At 66.3% G+C, this 19,395-nt stretch carries 21 protein-coding genes and 1 riboswitch; of the genes, 10 read left to right on the plus strand and 11 right to left on the minus strand.

The window, feature by feature from the left end:
* Positions 1 to 89 precede the first annotated feature (89 nt).
* Positions 90 to 224, minus strand: a riboswitch (TPP riboswitch).
* Positions 225 to 353: 129 nt separating this feature from the next.
* The 3 genes from FLQ44_RS03745 to ung all read left to right on the plus strand — a co-directional run bounded on the left by FLQ44_RS03745 (position 354) and on the right by ung (position 2,128).
* The gene (locus FLQ44_RS03745; protein WP_147693116.1) at positions 354 to 1,013 is read left to right on the plus strand and encodes a protein-L-isoaspartate O-methyltransferase family protein; all 660 of its coding nucleotides are present in this window, start codon (positions 354 to 356) and stop codon (positions 1,011 to 1,013) included.
* Positions 1,013 to 1,339, plus strand: coding sequence for a rhodanese-like domain-containing protein (locus FLQ44_RS03750; protein ID WP_147693117.1), 327 nt, complete (start codon positions 1,013 to 1,015; stop codon positions 1,337 to 1,339). The genes FLQ44_RS03745 and FLQ44_RS03750 overlap by 1 nt, the downstream gene beginning before the upstream one ends.
* 75 nt (positions 1,340 to 1,414) lie before the next feature.
* Positions 1,415 to 2,128: a uracil-DNA glycosylase gene (ung, locus tag FLQ44_RS03755; RefSeq protein ID WP_147693118.1), complete on the plus strand. Its 714-nt coding sequence runs from the start codon at positions 1,415 to 1,417 to the stop codon at positions 2,126 to 2,128.
* 4 nt (positions 2,129 to 2,132) lie between these two features.
* Here ung and FLQ44_RS03760 read toward each other — a convergent pair whose 3' ends face one another.
* The 6 genes from FLQ44_RS03760 to FLQ44_RS03780 form a co-directional block, all read right to left on the minus strand.
* Positions 2,133 to 2,675 carry a cysteine hydrolase family protein gene (locus FLQ44_RS03760; protein WP_147693119.1) on the minus strand — a complete coding sequence of 181 codons (543 nt, stop codon included), beginning with the start codon at positions 2,673 to 2,675 and terminating at the stop codon, positions 2,133 to 2,135.
* Between the two features lie 565 nt (positions 2,676 to 3,240).
* Positions 3,241 to 3,606, minus strand: a complete 366-nt coding sequence (speD, locus tag FLQ44_RS03765; protein WP_147693120.1) for an adenosylmethionine decarboxylase — start codon at positions 3,604 to 3,606, stop codon at positions 3,241 to 3,243.
* The gene (locus FLQ44_RS23500) at positions 3,603 to 3,761 is read right to left on the minus strand and encodes a hypothetical protein (protein WP_170252749.1); all 159 of its coding nucleotides are present in this window, start codon (positions 3,759 to 3,761) and stop codon (positions 3,603 to 3,605) included. Before FLQ44_RS23500 ends, speD begins: the two co-directional genes overlap by 4 nt.
* 1 nt (position 3,762) lies before the next feature.
* A complete protein-coding gene (locus FLQ44_RS03770; protein ID WP_147693121.1) occupies positions 3,763 to 5,229 on the minus strand; it encodes a DUF4178 domain-containing protein in 1,467 nt (488 codons plus the stop codon).
* 34 nt (positions 5,230 to 5,263) lie between these two features.
* Complete coding sequence (locus tag FLQ44_RS03775) at positions 5,264 to 6,280, minus strand: SPFH domain-containing protein (protein ID WP_206208659.1); 1,017 nt, start codon at positions 6,278 to 6,280, stop codon at positions 5,264 to 5,266.
* A gap of 142 nt (positions 6,281 to 6,422) precedes the next feature.
* On the minus strand, positions 6,423 to 6,824 hold the full coding sequence (locus tag FLQ44_RS03780; RefSeq protein WP_147693123.1) for a DUF350 domain-containing protein: 402 nt from the start codon (positions 6,822 to 6,824) through the stop codon (positions 6,423 to 6,425).
* A gap of 67 nt (positions 6,825 to 6,891) precedes the next feature.
* Here FLQ44_RS03780 and FLQ44_RS03785 point away from each other — a divergent pair, with 67 nt between their 5' ends.
* Together FLQ44_RS03785 and FLQ44_RS03790 are read left to right on the plus strand one after the other, a co-directional pair.
* A complete protein-coding gene (locus tag FLQ44_RS03785) occupies positions 6,892 to 8,403 on the plus strand; it encodes a polyamine aminopropyltransferase (protein WP_147693124.1) in 1,512 nt (503 codons plus the stop codon).
* Positions 8,403 to 9,998 carry an NAD(P)-binding protein gene (locus tag FLQ44_RS03790; RefSeq protein WP_147693125.1) on the plus strand — a complete coding sequence of 532 codons (1,596 nt, stop codon included), beginning with the start codon at positions 8,403 to 8,405 and terminating at the stop codon, positions 9,996 to 9,998. The genes FLQ44_RS03785 and FLQ44_RS03790 overlap by 1 nt, the downstream gene beginning before the upstream one ends.
* Positions 9,999 to 10,001: 3 nt before the next feature.
* On the opposite strand, the gene FLQ44_RS03795 is transcribed toward FLQ44_RS03790, so the two are convergent.
* A complete protein-coding gene (locus FLQ44_RS03795; protein ID WP_147693126.1) occupies positions 10,002 to 10,919 on the minus strand; it encodes a LysR family transcriptional regulator in 918 nt (305 codons plus the stop codon).
* A 111-nt stretch (positions 10,920 to 11,030) separates the two neighbouring features.
* Here FLQ44_RS03795 and gstA point away from each other — a divergent pair, with 111 nt between their 5' ends.
* Together gstA and FLQ44_RS03805 are read left to right on the plus strand one after the other, a co-directional pair.
* A complete protein-coding gene (gene gstA, locus FLQ44_RS03800; RefSeq protein WP_147693127.1) occupies positions 11,031 to 11,636 on the plus strand; it encodes a glutathione transferase GstA in 606 nt (201 codons plus the stop codon).
* Positions 11,633 to 12,724, plus strand: coding sequence for an NAD(P)H-dependent flavin oxidoreductase (locus tag FLQ44_RS03805; protein WP_147693128.1), 1,092 nt, complete (start codon positions 11,633 to 11,635; stop codon positions 12,722 to 12,724). Before gstA ends, FLQ44_RS03805 begins: the two co-directional genes overlap by 4 nt.
* Here FLQ44_RS03805 and FLQ44_RS03810 read toward each other — a convergent pair.
* Entirely contained in the window at positions 12,719 to 13,066 is a 348-nt protein-coding gene (locus FLQ44_RS03810; protein WP_147693129.1) for a hypothetical protein, read from the minus strand. The genes FLQ44_RS03805 and FLQ44_RS03810 overlap by 6 nt on opposite strands.
* Before the next feature lie 11 nt (positions 13,067 to 13,077).
* Positions 13,078 to 13,476: a hypothetical protein gene (locus FLQ44_RS03815; protein ID WP_147693130.1), complete on the minus strand. Its 399-nt coding sequence runs from the start codon at positions 13,474 to 13,476 to the stop codon at positions 13,078 to 13,080.
* A gap of 208 nt (positions 13,477 to 13,684) precedes the next feature.
* Here FLQ44_RS03815 and FLQ44_RS03820 point away from each other — a divergent pair, with 208 nt between their 5' ends.
* A complete protein-coding gene (locus tag FLQ44_RS03820; RefSeq protein ID WP_147693131.1) occupies positions 13,685 to 15,718 on the plus strand; it encodes a M3 family metallopeptidase in 2,034 nt (677 codons plus the stop codon).
* A gap of 60 nt (positions 15,719 to 15,778) precedes the next feature.
* On the opposite strand, the gene FLQ44_RS03825 is transcribed toward FLQ44_RS03820, so the two are convergent.
* The gene (locus FLQ44_RS03825; protein ID WP_147693132.1) at positions 15,779 to 16,543 is read right to left on the minus strand and encodes a response regulator; all 765 of its coding nucleotides are present in this window, start codon (positions 16,541 to 16,543) and stop codon (positions 15,779 to 15,781) included.
* A gap of 206 nt (positions 16,544 to 16,749) precedes the next feature.
* Here FLQ44_RS03825 and FLQ44_RS03830 point away from each other — a divergent pair, with 206 nt between their 5' ends.
* Positions 16,750 to 17,322, plus strand: a complete 573-nt coding sequence (locus FLQ44_RS03830) for a hypothetical protein (RefSeq protein ID WP_147693133.1) — start codon at positions 16,750 to 16,752, stop codon at positions 17,320 to 17,322.
* 2 nt (positions 17,323 to 17,324) lie between these two features.
* Here the strand turns inward: FLQ44_RS03830 and FLQ44_RS03835 are convergent, their stop codons facing one another.
* The gene (locus FLQ44_RS03835) at positions 17,325 to 17,993 is read right to left on the minus strand and encodes a flagellar basal body L-ring protein FlgH (RefSeq protein ID WP_206208649.1); all 669 of its coding nucleotides are present in this window, start codon (positions 17,991 to 17,993) and stop codon (positions 17,325 to 17,327) included.
* Positions 17,994 to 18,183: 190 nt separating this feature from the next.
* Between FLQ44_RS03835 and purT the strand changes: the two genes are divergently transcribed.
* Complete coding sequence (gene purT, locus FLQ44_RS03840; RefSeq protein WP_147693135.1) at positions 18,184 to 19,386, plus strand: formate-dependent phosphoribosylglycinamide formyltransferase; 1,203 nt, start codon at positions 18,184 to 18,186, stop codon at positions 19,384 to 19,386.
* Positions 19,387 to 19,395 lie beyond the last annotated feature (9 nt).

A 19,395-nucleotide genomic window follows, 5' to 3' on the forward strand; every position in this document is an offset into this window, starting at 1 on the left:
AAGGCGATGAAACGGCGCAAGGAGCGGCCCGGGCTGGCCCGGCTGCCAGCTTGGCCGCATGCCGGGCGGAACAAGGCGCGGCGGGCGGTGTCTGGCAGATTACGCTTCCCTACGCCGGTATTATCCGGGTCAGGTTCGAAGGGTAACTCTCACCCACGGTGCTTATGCTGTTCGCAAATTGGTGCGAATGGTACACAAGCGCTGCAGGACCCCTAGCGATGCTGTGAAGGTAAGGTAAATGTGGGATAATCGCAAGTTGCCATCTAGTGGACGATTGTGGAAGCAGGGTTGCCACAGCCCGGCTTTCAGAATCGCCCTTAGTCTATTTGTCTTGGATCCCCCGGAGTTTCCGAATGAATTTCGAACAAGCCCGTTTCAACATGGTTGAGCAGCAAATCCGTCCGTGGGATGTGCTCGACACCTCCATTCTCGACCTGCTGTTCCACGTGAAGCGCGAAGACTTCGTGCCGGTAGAAAAGCGCCAGCTGGCGTTTGTGGACATGCAGCTGCCACTGGAAAACGGCACCGCCATGCTGGAGCCGAAAGTCGAAGCCCGTCTACTGCAAGACCTGCAAGTAAAAGCCAGCGACAAGGTACTGGAAGTGGGTACCGGTAGCGGCTACCTCACCGCCCTGCTGGCTGCTGTGAGCCAGCACGTGTACAGCGTGGACCTGGACGCCGAGCAAAGCGAGCGTGCTGCGGCCAACCTGAAAACCGCCGGCATCCGCAACGTGACCCTCAGCGTGGGTAACGGTATCGAAGGCGTGCCAGGCCAGGCCCCGTTCGACGTGATCTGCGTAGGCGGCTCCACCCCGGTGGTGCCGGAAGCGCTGAAAGCCCAGCTGGCCGTAGGTGGCCGCCTGGCCGTGATCGTGGGCGATGCCCCGGTGATGATTGCCAAGGTCATCACCCGCGTGGGCGAAAACGCCTACCAGGAAGCGGTAAGCTTCGACACCAACCTGCCGCGCCTGCAGCAGCTGGACGCCATCGAGCCGTCGCGCTTCAGCTTCTGATGATCCGCGAAATTACCGCCGTAGAGCTGTCTACCTGGCTGGCAGACAGCAGCCGCCCGCAGCCCTACCTGCTGGACGTGCGCGAAGACTGGGAGCTGGCCTTGTGCCGCATCCCGGGCTCGCAGCAGATTGCCATGCACCTGATCCCGATGCGCCACAACGAGCTGCCGGACGATGCGCCCATCGTCACCATCTGCCACCATGGTGTGCGCAGCTTTCAGGTGGGCCTGTTCCTGCAGAACGCCGGTTTCGAGCAGGTGCTGAGCCTGCGCGGTGGCGTGGAAGCCTGGGCCAACGACGTTGACCCGAGCATGGCGCACTATTAAGCGCCTGCTGCCGCACCGCCAAGCCGCCCCTGCCGGGCGGCTTTGTTTTTGCCCCTCATCTACTGGAAACTTGCCATGCACTACCTCGCCCCCGCCCTGGCCACCCTGCCTGCCGCCTGGCAAGCCGTACTGCAGCAGCCGGCTACTGCGGCCAACTTGCAGCAAATAGACGCCAAGCTCGCCGAACGCGCCGCCGGTGGTGCCGTGATTTATCCGCCAGCAGACCAGATTTTTCACGCGTTGCAGCACATGGACCCTGCCGCCGTGCGTGTGGTGATTCTGGGGCAAGACCCCTACCACGGTGCCGGCGAGGCGATGGGGCTGAGCTTCTCGGTGCCAGCCGGGGTGAAGATACCGCCCAGCCTGCGCAATATGTACAAGGAGCTGGCCAGCGACCTCGGCATCGCCCCGGCCAGCCACGGCGACCTTAGCCACTGGGCACAACAGGGTGTGCTGTTGCTGAACACCTCGCTTACCGTGGAAGCAGACTGCGCCGGCAGCCACGGCAAGTTCGGCTGGCAGGCGGTGACCGATGCGCTGATCGACGCGGTGAACGCGCACAACCCCGGCTGCGTGTTTTTGCTGTGGGGCAACTGGGCGCAGGGCAAAGCCGAGCGCATCGACGCCAGCCGCCACGGCGTGTTCAAGGCCGTGCACCCGTCGCCACTGTCGGCCAGCCGCGGCTTCTTCGGCTCGCGCCCGTTCTCGCAGGCCAACGCCTGGCTGCAAGCGCACGGCCGTGAGGGCATCGACTGGGCACTGCCCGCGCCGCAAGGTGGTTTGTTTTAACACGCTAGGCCTGAAACACGATCTGGCTGCTGGGTACCACCTGCGCAAACGCCCCGTGCAGCGTGGCGTTGTGGTGGGCGATGATCTGGCTGGCGGCCAACTGCGGCGTATCCATGCAGCTATGGGCATCGGCCGCCAGGATGCATTGCAGCCCGTGTACGTTGGCCGCACGGCAGGTTGTATCTACACAGTACTGGGTTTTCATGCCGGCCAGTACCAGCTGGCCGATGTCTCGCGTCTGCAGCCACGCTTGCAGCTCGGTACCGGCAAAGCAGTTTGGCCGGGTCTTGTCGAAAATATAGTTATGCGCCGGGTCCAGCCCCAGCTCAGGCAGCAGCTGCCATGCGGCGCTGCCTGCTGCAATCGGCGAGCCCGCCGGCCCGGTGTGGCGGGCTGCCAGTACGGGTGAGCCGGCGGCGCGTGCCTGGCTTACCAGCAGCTGGATATTGGCCAGCAAGGCTTCACGCTGCCAGGGCGCGTCGGGCGCATGGTACAGGCCATGCTGCATATCGATGAGTAGCAATGCACTACGGATGGGGTGAGACATGGTAGCTCCTGACGGATAAAGCCCGCGGACAGGAGCAATGCACCCCGGCCCGGATGGGCGGGGTGGATGGGGTTCAGTGCGGCAGCCGCCAACCTCCCCGACCCCGCATGGCGGTCGTGGTGGTGGTGGTTGTGGTGAACAGGCTGGCTGCTTTCATGGTCTTATCGTTTCATGCCAAGAGAATGACGTCAACCGCCACGTCTACTTAGCCGCGCGTCACGCAGCGCTGTAGCGCTCATCAGGCAACAACGGCCATTTCCCCCTTTCGTGTTTTTTGTGGTTTTCGTGGCAAAAAGACTTTTTTAGCCACGAAAGCACACGAAATGCACGGAAAATGCAGCAATTTGTATCGTTTTGGTCTCGCCCATCAAGCAGCCACGGCTGTTTTTTCCTTCTGTGTCTTCTGTGTGTTTCTGTGGCAAAAAGCCATTTATTAGCCACGAAAGCACACGAAAGGCACGAAAAAAGCAGAAACCGGTATCGCCACTCGGTGTGTGCTCGCACTGACCCACCAGCGGATCATTTCTTCCGCCTTCTTCATGTGTTTCCGTGGCAAAAATGATTTTCAGAGAGGTATAGCCACAGGCAGTTGGCCGCGCGCCACGCAGCGCTGTTCGATGCGGCCAACTTGCAGCGCCTGCTGCAGCACCGCTAGGGCGGCGGTGTGGGCGGTGCTGCCGCATAGAAACAGATCGACCGCCGCGTAGCCGTGCTCGGGCCAGGTGTGGATGCTGATGTGCGATTCGGCCAGCAGCAGTACACCGGTTACGCCCAAGCCGGCGCCAAAGTGATGAAAGTGGCCGGCCAGTACGTGCGCCCCGGCGGCGTGGGCGGCGGCGTACAGTGCCTGCTCCACCGTGCCGGTGTCGGCCAGTGCGGTGGCCGGGCACTGGTATAGCTCGGCCAGCAGGTGTTCGCCCAGGTGGCTCATTTGTGGCCGCCCGAGAAGCCGCCACTGCCACTGCCGCCGTAGTAGCCGCCGCTGCTGCGGTAGCTGCCGCCGTCGTCGCTGTTGCTGGCGTAGTTGATGGCGGTGCTGACCGCGACGATGGCCAGGCAGTAGAGGATATAGGTGAGGCGGCTCATATCAGGTGTCCAGTGGCAGCCACAGGATGACCGTGGCGATGAAGCAGATGGCCAGGGTGCCGCCGGTATCGCCGGCTAGTAGCAGCGGTGCGTTGACCAGCCACAGCAGCAGGCTGGCGGCTATGCCCACGGGGCGTAGCGCCGCTTTGCTGCTGGCGGCGGCCTGTGGTTTGAACGCGGTGGCCACGGGGGCGGCTTGGCCAAACCAGCGCGCCAGCTCGGCCGGGCTCACGCTGCGGCTGCTGCTCCAGGTAAGCTCGTGCGGGCTTTGTTCGCAGGCCAGCACGGTGTTGCCGTCGCTGCTGATGTATTCGCGGATGCTGACGCGCTCGCCCACGCGGGCGCGCCACGGGAAGGCGCCGGCGGCGTAGGCAATGTGCGCGTCGTAGGCGGGGTAGCGCGCGGCAAAGCGGTTTTTGCCCCAGCTGGCTTGCTGCGGGCCGGCCTGGTCTACCCAGATGTCCATCAGCGTGCCCAGCCACCAGCCGTTGCCGGTTTCGGTGAGCCAGCGCAGGCCCAGCTGCGGTTCGTACAGCAGGTATTCGTTCCAGCTGCTGTTGCGGTCTTCGATTTCTTCCCAGCCCAGCAGGCCGATGATGGTCCACACCTTGCCGTCGATGGTGGCCTGGCTGCCGTTGGCCAGCGTAAAGCGCAGTGTGCTGGCCTGCTGTGCCTGGTGCTGGCCCAGTACGGTAGCGCGTTCGCCCTGGATGTCTACTTCGCTGCCGCAAGACGGGCAGTTCAGATGGGTGGCAGTACCGGCGCGGTAATCCAGGCTGGCACCGCATTGCGGGCAGGCTAGCTGCTGCACGCTGCCCTGCAGCTTGCCGGTGGCGGCGGTGATCGCGCGTTCGTCGCGCAGGCGCTGCATGTTCAGCTGCTTGAGCGTTACCGCCTCGCCTAGGTAGAGCTGTGGCGGGCTGCCGTCGCTGTAGTCCAGCGTGAGGAAGCCCCCGCCGCAGCGGGCGTCGGCTACCGGGGCATCGTAGCCGGGCTGTAGCTGGCGCGGCAGCTCGCCCTCGCCGGCCACGCAGCGCGCGCGGCGGATGTCGCTGAAGATGAAGCTGTCTTTGCCTTGCGGCCATACCTGGCCTGCCAGCAGGCTGTCGAACGCCGGGGCGCTGTTGCACGGGCCTTGCGCGTGGGTGAGTACGTACTGGCCCAGGCTATCGGCCAGCCAGGCGCTTTGGCCGTCGTCGAACAGGATGTGCCACTCGTTCCACACGCCTGCGTCGTACTGCAGCTGGATGCGGCCAACCACGGTGAACTGGCGGCCGCGCCAGATGCCGCTACTGGCGATTTGCAGCGGCGAGTAGTCGCCCAGCAGCGCGGCCATCTTGCCGATGTCGCGCACGCTGTCGGCGTCGCGCAGCAGTGTGCTCTGGCAATAGGGGCACACCGCCAGCACCGAGCTGGTGGCGTGAAAGCGCACCTCGGCGCCGCAGGCGGGGCAGGCGACGCGGTACATCAGGCGGGGTTGGCCGCAGGCTGGGTGGTCATGCTTAGCCCACCAGTTTTCTCAGCACGTCGGCTTTGGCCGTGTCGTAGTCGGCCTGGGTGATCAGGCCGCCGTCCAGCAGGCTTTTGAGCTGCGCCAGCTTGGCCTGTGGGCTGTCGCTGGCGTCGGCTGCCGGTGCGGCGGGCGCTGCCGGGGCCGGCGCGGCCAGGCTTTGCTGGATGGCTTGGCCCATCACTTGCCCTACGCCCAGGCCGGCAGACAGTGCGGCGCCCAGGCCGGCCAGGCCGCCTTCGTTTTGTGCGGCCAGCGGGATAGCCTCGGCGGCTTGGTAGCGGGTGTACTGGTTCAGGTCGCCGGCCATGCCGATGGCGATGCGCTTGTCGATGGCTTTTTGCAGCTCTTCCGGCAGCGAGATGCTTTCCACGGCAAAGCTGTCCAGCGCCAGGCCGTAGCGGGCAAAGGCCGGTGTCAGCGCGCTGTAGATGGTGTCGCCCATCAGGCCCTGGTTGGCCGCCATGTCCAGAAACGGCACGGCGCTGCCGCCCAGGGTGCTGGCCATGGTGGACACCACCAGGTTGCGCAGCTGTTGTTCTACGTCGTCTACGGTGTAGCGTTCACGCGTGCCGCTGACCTCGGTGTAGAACAGCTTGGGGTCGGTGATGCGGTAGCTGTAGATGCCGAAGGCGCGCAGGCGCACCATGCCGAAGTCTTTATCACGCAGCGTCACCGGCTGCGGCGTGCCCCATTTGCGGCCCAGCTGCAGGCGGGTGCTGAAGAACACCAGGTCGGACTTGAAGGGCGATTCGAACAGCTTGTCCCAGTTTTTCAGGTAGGTCAGTACCGGCAGCGTCTGGGTGGTGAGCTTGTGCATGCCGGGGCCGAATACGTCGGCGATCTTGCCTTCGTTGATGAACACCGCCATTTGCGACTCGCGCACGGTCAGGCTGGCACCGTACTGGATTTCGTTGTCCTGCATCGGGTAGCGCCAGGCCAGCACGCCGTCGCCCTCCTCCTGCCATTCCAGGATGTCGATGAACTGCTTGGAAATGAAGGAAAACAGACTCATGGCGAAGACTCCATCAAGGTTGGCCGCAGCCGGTACGTAAACAAATGATCGCGCCCGCACCCCTCATCCTGCGCTTTGCGCCACCTTCTCCCTGAGGGAGAAGGCTGTCGTAGAAGCACGCGGCGCGCGATCAGTTTCAGGACAGGCTGCCGGCGTTCAGTACGCCCACCGCCAGCTGCACACTGCCGGCCAGCAGGCCCATGGCGGTGTTGTTGTCTTGCAGTGCTTGCTGCAGGTCGCGCACGCAGCGCGACAGCAGCATGTGTACGGCAATCTGTACCAGCAGCGCCAGCACGCCCCACAGCAGGAATTTTTCTACCGTATTGAGGTGCCAGGCGCTGGACGCCAGCGTCAGCGAAAAACCCACCAGCGCGCCGCCAAACGACAGCGCCGCGGCCTGGTTGTGCTGGCGGATCAGCTGCATTTCGTCCAGCGGGGTCACGCGGCAGTACAGCAGGGTAAACAGCGCCAGCAGCAGCGCGCCGCTGCCCACGTAGGACAGGTAAGCCAACAGGGCTGGCAGGAAGGCGGTAGACATATGCGGCGTCCTTGGCAGGCTTGGGCAATAATGCTAACCATTCTACCCACGTTTCATGAAAGCCTGCATGCGCGATCGTCTGCTTATCCTGTCGGTGTTTGTGGTGGCGTCCTGCGGCCTGGCCTACGAGCTGATTGCCGCGGCGCTGGCCAGCTACCTGCTGGGCGATTCGGTGCTGCAGTTTTCGTCCATTATCGGCTGCTACCTGTTTGCCATGGGCGTGGGCTCGCACCTGTCGCAGTACGTGAAAGACGAGCGCGTGCTGGATACCTTCATCGAGATCGAGCTGTTGGTGGCGCTGCTGGGCGGCCTGTCTGCCAGCGCGCTGTTTGCCGTGTTTGCCTGGAGTGGCGAGTCGTTCCGCCTCACGCTGTACGCGCTGGTGTTCCTCACCGGCGCCATGGTGGGCATGGAGATTCCGCTGGTGATGCGGCTGCTGCACCAGCGCCAGCAGCGCTTTGCCGAGCTGGTGAGCCGCGTGCTCACTTTCGACTACCTGGGCGCGCTGGCGGTGTCGCTGCTGTTCCCCATCGTGCTGGCGCCGCGGCTGGGGCTGGCGCGCTCGGCGCTGCTGTTCGGCCTGAGCAATGTGGCGGTGGCGCTGTGGACCTGCCGCGTGTTCCGCGCCGAGCTGTTGCGGCCAACCGTGCAGTACCTGCGCAGCCTGCTGGTACTGCTGGTGCTGGGCGGGGGCTTTATTGCCGCCGACGAGCTGACGCACTGGAACGAAAAAGCCGTCTACGGCGACGACGTGATCCACGCCGAAACCACGCCCTACCAGCGCCTGGTGCTCACGCGCTGGAAAGGCGACCTGCGGCTGTACATCAACGGCAACCTGCAGTTTTCCAGCCGCGACGAACACCGCTACCACGAGGCGCTGGTGCACCCGGTGCTGGGCGCGCTGCCGTGGGCGCAGCGGGTGCTGATCCTGGGCGGCGGCGACGGCCTGGCCGCCCGCGAGGTGCTGAAGTACCCCCATGTGCAGCAGGTCACGCTGGTGGACCTGGACCCGGCCATGACCGGCCTGTTTGCCCGCAGTGCGCCGCTGGTGGCGCTGAACGGTGGCTCGCTAAGCAACCCGCGCCTGCGCGTGGTCAACGACGACGCCGCGCGCTGGCTGGAGCAGCATGCCGAGGTGTTCGACGCCATCATCGTGGATTTCCCCGACCCGTCCAGCTTTGCGCTGGGCAAGCTGTACTCGGTGCCGCTGTACCGGCTGCTGTCGCGCCACCTGGCCGATAACGGGCTGGCCGTGGTGCAGTCCACCTCGCCCTACCACGCGCCGCGTTCGTACTGGAGCATCAACGCCACGCTGCGCGCCGCCGGGCTGGCCACCACGCCCTACCACGCCTACGTGCCGTCGTTTGGCGAGTGGGGCTTCATCATCGCCGCCCATCGCCCCGGCTACACGCCGCCGCAGGCCTACCGCGTGCCGCTGAAGTTTCTGGACCGCGAAGCCACGCGGCAGATGTTCTTCTTCCCGCCCGATATGCGGCCGTGGCAGGTAGAACCGAACCAGCTCAACGACCAGCGCCTGGTGCACTACTTCGAGCAGGACTGGTCGCAGGTGATTCGCTGATGCAGCGCCGCGACTTTCTGCGCACCGCCGCCGCGCTGGCCGGCTTGCCCGTGCTCACCGGCTGCCAGCAGCTGCTGGGCTGGGGCCTGCCGATCGAGGTGTTGCGCCCCGGCATGGCCGCCGGCCACCGCCTGCGCCACGCCGCCGCGCTGCCGCCGCCCGGCAGCCAGCGCCGCGTGGATACCGTGATCGTGGGTAGCGGCGTGGCCGGCCTGTTTGCCGGCTGGCGGCTGGCGCGCGAAGGCTGCCGCGACTTTGTGCTACTGAACGGGCCGGAGCCGGACGGCAACGCCGCCGCCGGCGCCTTCGACGGCTGGCGCTACCCCACCGGCGCGCACTACCTGCCGCTGCCCTCGCCCGAGTCGGCGCACGTGCGTGCGCTGCTGGCCGACATGGGCGTGATCGAAGCCGGTAGCGACAGCCTGCGGCCAACCTTTGACGAACGCGTGCTGGTGCACGCGCCGGACGAGCGGCTATGGCGCGACGGCCAATGGCAAGACGGCCTGCTGCCGCGCGGCCTGGGCGCCACCGACGACGCGCAACAGCAGCGCTTTTTGCTTCACGTGAAACAATTGCAGCAACAGCACGGTGCCGACGGCCGCCGCGTGTTTACCGTGCCCACCGCGCTGGCCTCGCAAGACCCGGCCTGGCGCGCGCTGGATAAGCAGAGCTTTGCCAGCTGGCTGGCGGCGCACGGCTACACCGCGCCCGGCCTGCTGTGGTACCTGGACTACTGCTGCCGTGACGACTACGGCAGCACGCTGGCGCACACCTCGGCCTGGGCTGGCCTGCATTACTTTGCCGCCCGTGGCGGCCACGCGGCCAACGCCGAGGACGGCGCGGTGCTCACCTGGCCGGACGGGCTGAACCCGCTGCTGCGCCACATGCGCGGCCGCATCGGCAGCCAGCGGCAGCTGGACGGCGCCGCCTGGCGCATCCGGCAGCAGGGCAAACAGGTGCAGGTGGATTATGTGGATGCAGGTGGCGCGCAGCGGCTGCTGGCGCGGCGCGTGATCGTGGCCACGCCGCTGCACGTGGCCTGGCACCTGCTGCCGCAGCTGCCCGCACTGGGGTTTGAACGCGCCCACCTGCCGCCGCGTGCGCCGTGGCTGGTGGGCAATGTGCTGCTGGACCGCTTCCCCGCCGAGCCAGCCAGCCAGCCGCTGGCCTGGGACAATGTGGTGTACGGCAGCCGCAGCCTGGGCTACGTGGTGGCTACCCACCAGCTGATTCGCGCCGCGCTGCCCGAGCGCACCGTGTTCACCACCTACCACGCCTTTGCCGATGCGGCGCCCGCCGCCACGCGGCAATGGTTGGCCGCAGCCAGCGCCGACGCGTTGTTTGCCCACGCCACGGCAGACCTGTACGCCGTGTACGGGCCACGGCTGCGCCGCCATATGTTGGCCGCACGCCTCACCGTGCGCGCCCACGCCATGGCCAGCCCGCAGCCGGGTTTTCTGGCCAACCCCGGCCTGGCGGCACTGCGCGCTGCAGATGGCCCCATCCTGTTTGCCCACGCCGATTTGTCCGGCCTGTCGCTATTTGAAGAAGCCGCCTGGTGGGGCGACATCGCCGCGCAGCGGGTGCTGGGCTGAGGTTTAACTGCCCGGTGCCGGCAGGGCTAGCAGGTAGTCCACCAGCACCCGTACCCGTGGCGCTAGCGTATTGCCCGCCGGGTACAGCAGCGAAAACGGCCGGCTGCAGCCGCCGTAATCGCTTAGCACCTCCTGCAGTTCGCCGCGCGCCAGCGCGTCGGCCACGATGAAGCGGTAGGTCTGCAGCAGGCCGCCGCCGTGGCGCGCCAGCGTCACGCAGCCCAGCAGGTCGTCACTTACCATCAACCCGCCGACGGTAGGCCGGCTGGTCTCCACGCCATCCAGCCGGAAGCGCCACGGCACCGGCTGGCCGCTGCTGGGCAGGCGGAACTGGATGCAGTCGTGGCCGGCCAGCGCGTCCGGGTGGGGCGGTATGCCGCGTGCCTGCAGGTAGGCCGGTGCGGCGCACACCACCAGCTCGGCGTGCAACAGCGGGCGCGCTACCAGGCGCGAATCGGGCGGCGTGCGGCCGCGGATGGCCAGGTCGACGTTGTCGGCGATCAGGTCGGCGTTGTGGTTGCTCAGCTGCACTTCCAGCGTAATGTCGGGGTAGCGCGCACGGAAGGCGGGCAGCAGCGGCAGCAGCCACAGCTGGCCCAGCGGCGTGGGCGCACTCAGGCGCACGTGCCCGCCGGGGGTGCGCTGGGCGTCGGCCAGGTCGCGCTCGGCGGCAGCCAGCAGGGCCAGCACGTCGCAGCACTGGCGGTAGTATTGCGCGCCCGCTTCGGTGAGCCGTATCTGGCGGGTGCTGCGCACAAACAGGCGCACGCCCAGCCGCGCCTCCAGCCGGGCAATGGCACGGCTGACCGCAGGCTGCGTCAGGCCGGCCTGCACGGCGGCGGCGGTAAAGCTGCCCAGGCGGGCCACCTGGCAGAACAGCGCAATGCTGCCCAGATTGTCGGCAGTGGCAGAACGGCTCATGCATGACTCCCGGTAATGACTGAAATGCATGATCCCGTATTTTTCTGCATGAATACAAGGCTTAAGGTGCAGGTGTCGCCGCCGTCTGCGGCCAACTTGCGGAGCCCTGCCATGCAACTTTATTACTCGCCGAACGCCTGTTCCCTGGCCATTCACATCCTGCTGCGCGAAGCCGGCCTGCCATTCGGGCTGGTACGGGTAGACCTGGCCAGCCATCGCACCGAACACGATGGGGACTTTTATACCCTCAACCCCATGGGCCAGGTGCCGCTACTGCAGCTGGACGATGGCCGCACCCTGGGTGAAGGCGCCGTGATTGCGCGCTACCTGGCGCAGCTGGCCCCGGACGCGGGCTTGATGCCGGCCCCCGACAGCCACGCCTACTGGGCCGTGGCACAGTGGCAGCACTTTGTGGCGACCGAGCTGCACAAAGGCTTTACCCCGCTGTTTAACCCGCAATTGGGGGCCGAGGCCAAGGCGGTACTGCGCCCGGCACTGGCCGCCAAGTTCGCCCTGGTAGATCGTGTACTGAGCGGCCAGCGCTGGCTGGGTGGCGAGCAGTTCAGCGTGGCCGATGCCTATTTGTTTACCGTGGCGCGTTGGGCCGGGTTTGTCGGGCTATCGCTGGACGGGCTGGTGGCCTTGCAGCGCTTCATGCAGCAGGTGGCGGCCCGCCCGGCCGTGCAGGCGGCGCTGGCCGCCGAGGGGGTGGCATGACGGCCTGGCAGGGTGGCCCGCTGCAACGCCGGCTCGGGCTACGCTACCCCATCGTGCAAGGGCCGTTTGGCGGTGGCCTGTCCAGCGCACGGCTGGTGGCGGCGGTGGCCGAGGCCGGTGGACTGGGCTCGTTCGGCGTGCACCATCTGGATGGGGACGGCATTGCCCGCGTGGTGGCCGATATCCGCGCGCTGACGGCCCGCCCGTTTGCCCTGAATCTGTGGCTGCCGTTCGAGGACAGCGAAGCTATCGCCGCCGATACCAGCCGCCACGCGGCTTACGCGGCGGCACTGGCGCCCTACTTTGCCGAGCTGGGGGTGGCACTGCCGGCTGCGCCTAGCCGTTATGCACCAGCGTTTGACGAGCAGGTAGAGGCGGTGCTGGCGGTACGCCCGGCAGTGTTGAGCTTTGTGTTTGGCGTGCCGTCGCCCGGCCTGCTGGCACGTTGCCGTGCCCTGGGCATTGTCACCATCGCTGCCGCTACCACGGTAGCCGAAGCGCAGGCGCTGGAAGCAGGCGGGGTAGACATGATCGTGGCCAGCGGCAGCGAGGCAGGCGGGCACCGGGTGTCGTTTCTGGCACCGCCAGAGCAGGTGCTGACCGGTACGCTGGCGCTGGTGCCGCAGGTAGTAGACGCCGTGCGGGTACCGGTGATTGCCGCCGGTGGCATGGCCGATGGCCGCGGGGTGGCCGCAGCGCTGATGCTGGGGGCGGCCGGGGCGCAGCTGGGCACGGCTTTTCTGGCGTGCGAGGAGTCAGCCGCCGCTAGCTTGCACCGGCAGGCGCTGTTCAGCCCCGCTGCGGCAGACACCGCGCTGACGCGTACTTTTAGCGGCCGCTTGGCGCGTGGCATACGCAACCGGCTATTGCGTGAGGGGGCAGCCCTGACGCCCGCGCCCTACCCGGTGCAAAACTGGTTGATGGGCGAGCTCAAGCGCGCGGCTTTTGCCGCCGGGCGCAGCGACCTGGGGTCGCTATGGTGCGGGCAGGCCGCGCCGCTGTTGCAGCATCGCCATGCCGCGGCGCTGATGGCAGCCCTGGTGGCGCAAGCCGAGCAGCTGTTGGGCGCGTCGTGCCAGCCTTTATAGCTGCCGCCGGTAGTGGTTGCGTATGTCTACCACGCCCTGTTCCAGTTTCTGCGTAAAGTCGATCAGCACATTGTGGCGGTTGGCACAGTCGGCATAGGCACTGCGGGCGCGCTGGATTTCCTGCAGCAGCTGGCGGGTATTGGCGCTGCTACCCAGCGCGAGCGGCGGCAGCGACTCGCAGCGTAGCTTGCTGCCGGGCGGTGCCTGGGCGGGTAGCCTGGCATCCGGGTAGGGTGTGAGCGTGGCGGATGGCGGCGCGCTGGCAGGCTGGCCGGTTGTACTGGCGCAGCCGGCCAGTGATAACAGGCATAGTAGCGCCAGGGCGCAAGGGATGCGGGGCATGCGGCTCTCCTTTAGTAGTGAACCTGGCCGCTTTCATTCAGCAGGCGGATTTCTTCTGCGCTGGGGGCCGCGTCGGCAGGCCGGCTGGCCAGTTGTTGTGCCAGCTGTTGCCGCCTGGCTGCGGTTTCGGCCTGTATGGCTTGCAGGGCGGCTTCGGCGGCGGCCGGGTATGGCAGGCTGGTCAGGGTGCCATCGGCGCCGGGCTGGGCTGGCTGGGTGGGCAAGGTGCTGAGCACGGGGGGCGCGGCTGCGGGGCCGCTAGCCGCCTGGTAGGCGGCATTCACAGCGCCGCCACTCACCAGAAACACGGCAGCCAGCGCCAGCAAGGTACGCAGGGGGTTTTTCTTTAGCTCTTCCAGAAAGCGTTTCAGTGCCACGGCTTCCTGCAGGTGCTCGAATAGCGGCAGCATGGTGGGCTCCTCTACCGCTTTGGGGTATGGCGGTGCAGCCATCATGCCGTGCCCGTGCGCTGGCGATAAAACCCTTTACGGCGCACTAGCCGCATGGCGGGTACGGCTAGCCAGAAGGACAGCTTGTGCCAAGCTGGTGGCATTATGGCTTTGTGTTAGAGTGCCATTTTGGCTGACCCGGCCATCTTCTCCCGATAGAAAGGCTGCCATGCGCACCAATCCACTGCTAGCTGAATGGGGCACGCCACAGCAGTTTCCCCCGTTTGACCAGATTGCCGCCGAGCATTTCGTACCGGCTTTCGATGCCCTGTTTGCTGCCCACCAGGCCGAGCTGGACGCTATTGCGGCCAACCCTGCCGCCCCCGATTTTGCCAATACCGTGGAAGCGCTGGCCGAGAGCGGCCTGCTGCTGGAACGCGCCAGCTTGCTGCTGGACAACCTGTCCGCCTCGGTAGGCAGCGAGGCACTGCAGGCCGTAGAGCGCGATATGGCGCCGCGCCTGGCCGCCCACCACAGCAGCGTGTACCTGAACGCCGCGCTGTTTGCCCGCCTGGACGCGGTGTACCGCGAGCGCGCCGCGCTGGGGCTGGACGAAGAACAACAGCGCCTGCTGGCGCGCCTGCACCGCAACTTCGTGCGTGCCGGTGCGCGGCTGGCTGGCGCGGCGCGTAGCCGCTTTGCTGCCATCGAATCGCGCCTGGCCGAGCTGCAAACCGCGTTCAGCCAGAACGTGCTGGCCGACGAGGGCGAATACGTGCTGCCGCTGGGCGAGGATGACATCGACGGCCTGCCCGGCTACGTGCTGGACGCCGCGCGTAATGCTGCCGCCGAGCGCGGCCTGGCGGGCTATGCGCTGACGCTGTCGCGTTCGGCGGTGATCGGTTTTCTGACCTATGCCACCCGCCGCGACCTGCGCGAACAGCTGTGGCGTGCCTGGACCAGCCGTGGCGAAAACCCGGCCCGTGCCAACGCGCCGCTGGCGCGCGAGATCCTGGCGCTGCGTACCGAAAAAGCCGCGCTGCTGGGCTACGCCAGCTACGCCGACTACGCGCTGGAAGACCGCATGGCAGGTAAACCGCAAGCGGTATACGACCTGCTGGCGCAGGTATGGGAGCCGGCCAAGCAGCGTTTTGCTGCCGAGAAAATCCTGCTGCAGCAGGAGGCCGCCCGCCAGGGCCTGCCGCAGGATATCCAGCCGTGGGACTGGTGGCTGCTGGCCGAAAAAGTGCGCGTGGCGCGCTACGCGCTGGACGACGCCCAGATCAAGCCCTACTTCAGCCTGCCGCGCATGCAGGCCGCCATGTTCGACGTGGCCGGCCGCCTGTTTGGCCTGCAGTTCACCCCGCGTGACGACCTGCCGCGCTACCACCCCGACGTGCGGGTGTGGGAAGTGCGCCGCGGCGAGGCGGCTATCGGGCTGTTTATCGGCGACAACTACGCCCGCCAGGGCAAGCGCGGTGGTGCGTGGATGCATTTGTTCCAGCAGCAAAGCGGCAAGGGCGACGCCCGCGTGCTGCCCATCGTCATCAACAACAACAACTTTGCCAAGGCCGGCAGCGGCCCTACCCTGCTGAGCTTTGACGACGTGCGCACGCTGTTCCACGAGTTTGGCCACGCGCTGCACGGCCTGCTGTCCGATGTGCGCTACCGCCTGCTGTCCGGCCCCAATACGCCGCAGGATTACGTGGAGCTGCCGTCGCAGCTGCTGGAAAACTGGGCGCTGGTGCCCGAGGTGCTGGCCGAGCACGCCCGCCACGTGGACAGTGGCGAGCCGATACCGCCGGCGCTGGTGGCGGCCATCAAGGCCGCCAGCACCTTCAACCAGGGTTTCGAGACAGTACGCTACAGCGCATCCACGCTGATCGACCTGGCGCTGCACCAGCGTAACGACGCCGACGGGGTGGATATCCTGGCGTTTGAAGCGGCCGAGCGCACGCGCCTGGGTGTACCGCCGGAAGCCGGCATGAACCACCGCCTGCCGCACTTTGGCCACGTGTTTTCCGACGACTACTACGCTGCCGGCTACTACGTGTACATGTGGGCCGAGGTGCTGGAAGCCGAGGCGTTTGCGGCGTTTGAAGAAGCCGGCAACCCGTTTGATGCGGTACTGGCCGACAAGCTGCAGCGTTACATCTACAGCGCGGGCGATGCGCGCGAGCAGCGGGCGGCGTTCCGCGCCTTCCGCGGCCACGACCCGCAGGCGGCACCGATGCTGGAAAAACGCGGCCTGCTGACGCTGTAAGGTTGGCCGCATGGCACGTAGCAAGGCCGCCCTGCCGGGCGGCCTTGCTACGTGTGGCCGCTAGGCGGCGCTGATCTGGGCGTCCAGCATATAGCCCTCGCCGCGTACGGTGCGGATCAGGCTGGGCTTGCGCGGGTCGTCGCGCAGCTTGCCGCGCAGGCGCGAGATCAGGATATCAATGCTGCGGTCGAACACATCCACCGTGTCGCCGCGGGTCAGGTCCAGCAGCAGCTCGCGGTCCAGTACCGTGTGCGGGCGCTGCACCAGTACCGACAGCAGGCGGAATTCGGCACTGGATAGCGGTATCACCGTACCCTGCGGGTCGTGCAGCTGGCGCAGCGTGCTGTTGAGCAGCCAGTTGCCAAAGCGGATGCGCTGGTGGCCGGTGTCGGCCAGTGCGGGGGCGGCCTGGCTGCGGTTGCGGCGCAGCACCGAGTGCAGGCGGGCCACCAGCTCGCGGGTATCAAACGGTTTGGACAGAAAATCATCGGCGCCGATTTCCAGGCTGATGATGCGCTCGGTCGGGTCGTTGCGCGCGCTCATCATCAGGATGGGGATAGCCGACTGGCTACGCAGGCGCTTGCACAGGCTCAGGCCGTTTTCACCGGGCAGCATCAAGTCCAGCACGATGGCGTCAAAATGCTGGCGCGCTAGCCAGGCTTCCATTTCGCGGCCGTCTGCCGCGCCTTCGGCCACCATGGCAAAGCCGCCCAGGTATTGGCAAATCAGCTCGCGTATGGCCTGGTCGTCGTCTACCACCAGAACGCGCAGGCTATCGCCGGCAAGATGGATCGGTGCCGCAGGGGCGTCTGTCATGTGCTGCATGGTGTATCCGTGTCATGCCTGGCTGGCCGCGTGGGCGGTGCCGGGTGCTGTATAGAGTGAAGGTGGCGTCAGGTACAGCTTAATGGGGCAATGCAGCATCGATTTGTGCTCTTTGTATAAGTTTTCATACAAACTGGCCAAACGGCAGCAATACGGGCTCTCGTAGACTGCAGCAAATCACTGCTGCCGCTTTGCGGCCTGTCGCCATGTCTATTCGCCTGCTTTTACGCCCGGCACTGTTCGGTTGCCTGGGTTTGTTGTCCGGCTGCATTACCGTACAAAGCCTGCCCAGCCCGGCGCGCGATGTGTTTACCCTTTCGTTTTCCGTGGCCAGCGAAATGCAGGCCATGGCAGAAAAGGCTGAGCAGTCGATGGCGCGCAGGCCGGCGCCGTACAAGAAGATTTGTATCGAATGGAACGAGGCAGTGACCGTGCCGGACATGCTGTCGGTGATCGAGGCGGCTTTGCGCCGGCGCCAGGTGGACGCCCAGGTGTACGCTCCCGGTACGGCGCCTGCCGCCTGCGTGATGCTGCTGTACGCGGCCACCCGTGCGTGGGAAGAAGATGCCGCTTATCTGAGCTTTGCCAGCATCGCCCTGCAGCAAGGCGGCAAGACGCTGGCCAAAGTCACCTACGAGCCGCGGATGCTGTCGCTGGACCGCTGGGCCAGTACCGAGGCCAAGCTGGTTTTCTTGCTGGACGAGCTGATTTCGCAGCCGCCGCGGCCCAGTTTTGCTGCACCGGCCAGCCCGCTGCCGTCGCCGCCCGCGGGCAAATAAGCTCAGTACAGGGTGACCGCGGCACCGAACAGGAACTGCACCCAGGCCAGCACGCTGGCGTCCAGTGGCTTGTTCTGGTTGATCTGGTCCAGGCGGGCGTTGATCACGTAGCGCGACGAGATGCTGTTGTCAGGCTGCAGCTGGGCACCGTTGATGATGCCGGAGAAGCGCAGCATGGTCTGTTTGCCATTAAGCAGCACGATCTTGTCGCCGCCCACCACCAGGTAGCCGTTGGGCAGCACATCCAGCACCGATACCATCATGTTGCCGCTGACCTTGGTGCGGTTACTGGCCTTGCTGTCGTCCTTGTCGGCGAGCGAATAGCTGGAATTCACATCGACATCAAACACCTCTTTCACCAGCCCCGGCAGCGTATGCAGCGCACCGGGGCCTTTTACCGTATTGGCACCGGTGGCCTTGTCGTCCAGCGCACGGCTGGTGCTGCTGCTGACGTCTTCTTCTATGCTCACCGTTACGGCATCGCCTACGTGGCGGGCGATTTGCGTTTCGAAAAACAGCTTGGCAGTAGACGGGTTGAAAATGCCGCCGTCACCCGGCGAGGCCAGGATGGGTTTGGGCTGGGGGTAGCTGCTGGTAGGTAGTTGCACCACGGACTGGGTCGTGCAGGCAGCAAGCAGGAGCAGGGGGCAGAGCAAGGCTAGGCGGCGCATGGTACGGTTCCGGTTTGTGGTGTCCGGTATCATTCAAGCAGCCGCGTGTATCGCGCATATCGCGGCATGGTCGCCACTTTGTCCCGCACTGCAACAAGCCGTTTACAAAGCCGATACGCAGCCTGCCTGCCACGGCGGCGGTGGTTTGGCATACCATACCGGCTGTCATTCTGGCTTTCGGGAGCTTGTCATGCGTATTGGTACCCCTCTTTCTGCGTCGGCACGGCGCGTCATGCTGCTGGGCAGTGGTGAACTGGGCAAAGAAGTGGTGATTGCCCTGCAACGGCTGGGGGTGGAAACCATCGCGGTGGACCGCTACCCCGACGCGCCTGCCATGCAGGTGGCGCACCGCAGCCACGTGATCAATATGGCCGATCCGGCCGCGCTGCGGGCACTGGTCGAGGCCGAGCGCCCGCACCTGGTGGTGCCGGAAATCGAAGCCATTGCCACCGAAGAGCTGCTGCGCATCGAGGCTGACGGCCTGGCCGAGGTGATCCCCACCGCGCGTGCGGCCAACCTCACCATGAACCGCGAAGGCATCCGTCGCCTGGCGGCCGAGGAGCTGGGCCTGCCCACCTCGCCGTACGCCTTTGCCAGCAGCCTGGCCGAGCTGCAGGCCGCCATCGACGCCGGTATCGGCTACCCCTGCCTGGTGAAGCCGGTGATGTCGTCCAGCGGCAAGGGGCAATCGCTGCTGAAGGGGCCTGGCGACGTGGCCGCCGCGTGGGACTACGCCGTGAGCGCTGGCCGCGTGGACAAGGGCCTGGTGATCGTGGAAGGCTTTGTCGATTTTGATTACGAGATCACGCTGCTGACCGTGCGTGCCAACGACGGCCACGGCGGCGTGGCCACGCACTTCTGCGCCCCGGTGGGCCACCTGCAGCAGCGCGGCGACTACGTGGAGAGCTGGCAGCCGCAGGCCATGAGCCCGCTAGCACAGCAGCGTGCGCAGGAGATGGCCGCCAAGGTCACTGCCGCGCTGGGTGGCCGTGGCCTGTTTGGCGTGGAGCTGTTCGTGAAGGGCGATAAGGTGTGGTTTTCCGAGGTCAGCCCGCGCCCGCACGACACCGGCCTGGTGACGCTGGCCAGCCAGCGCTTTAGCGAGTTCGAGCTGCACGCGCGCGCCATTCTGGGCCTGCCGGTGGACGTGAGCCTGCGCACGCCGGCGGCGTCGGCGGTGATCTATGGCCGCCTGGAAGCGGCGGGTATTGCGTTTGATGGTGTGGCCGAGGCGCTGGCGGTGCCGGGGGCGGATATCCGCTTGTTTGGCAAGCCGGAAAGCTTCGAGCGCCGCCGCATGGGCGTGGCGGTAGCCTACGCCGACGATGTGGACAGCGCCCGCGAGCGCGCCCGCCTGGCCGCCGGCAAGGTGGTGCCGGTAGCCGGTAGCTGACGCTTGCGG

Origin of the sequence: Vogesella mureinivorans, from assembly GCF_007644035.1 — a bacterium.
GTDB classification, from domain to species: Bacteria; Pseudomonadota; Gammaproteobacteria; order Burkholderiales; family Chromobacteriaceae; genus Vogesella; species Vogesella mureinivorans.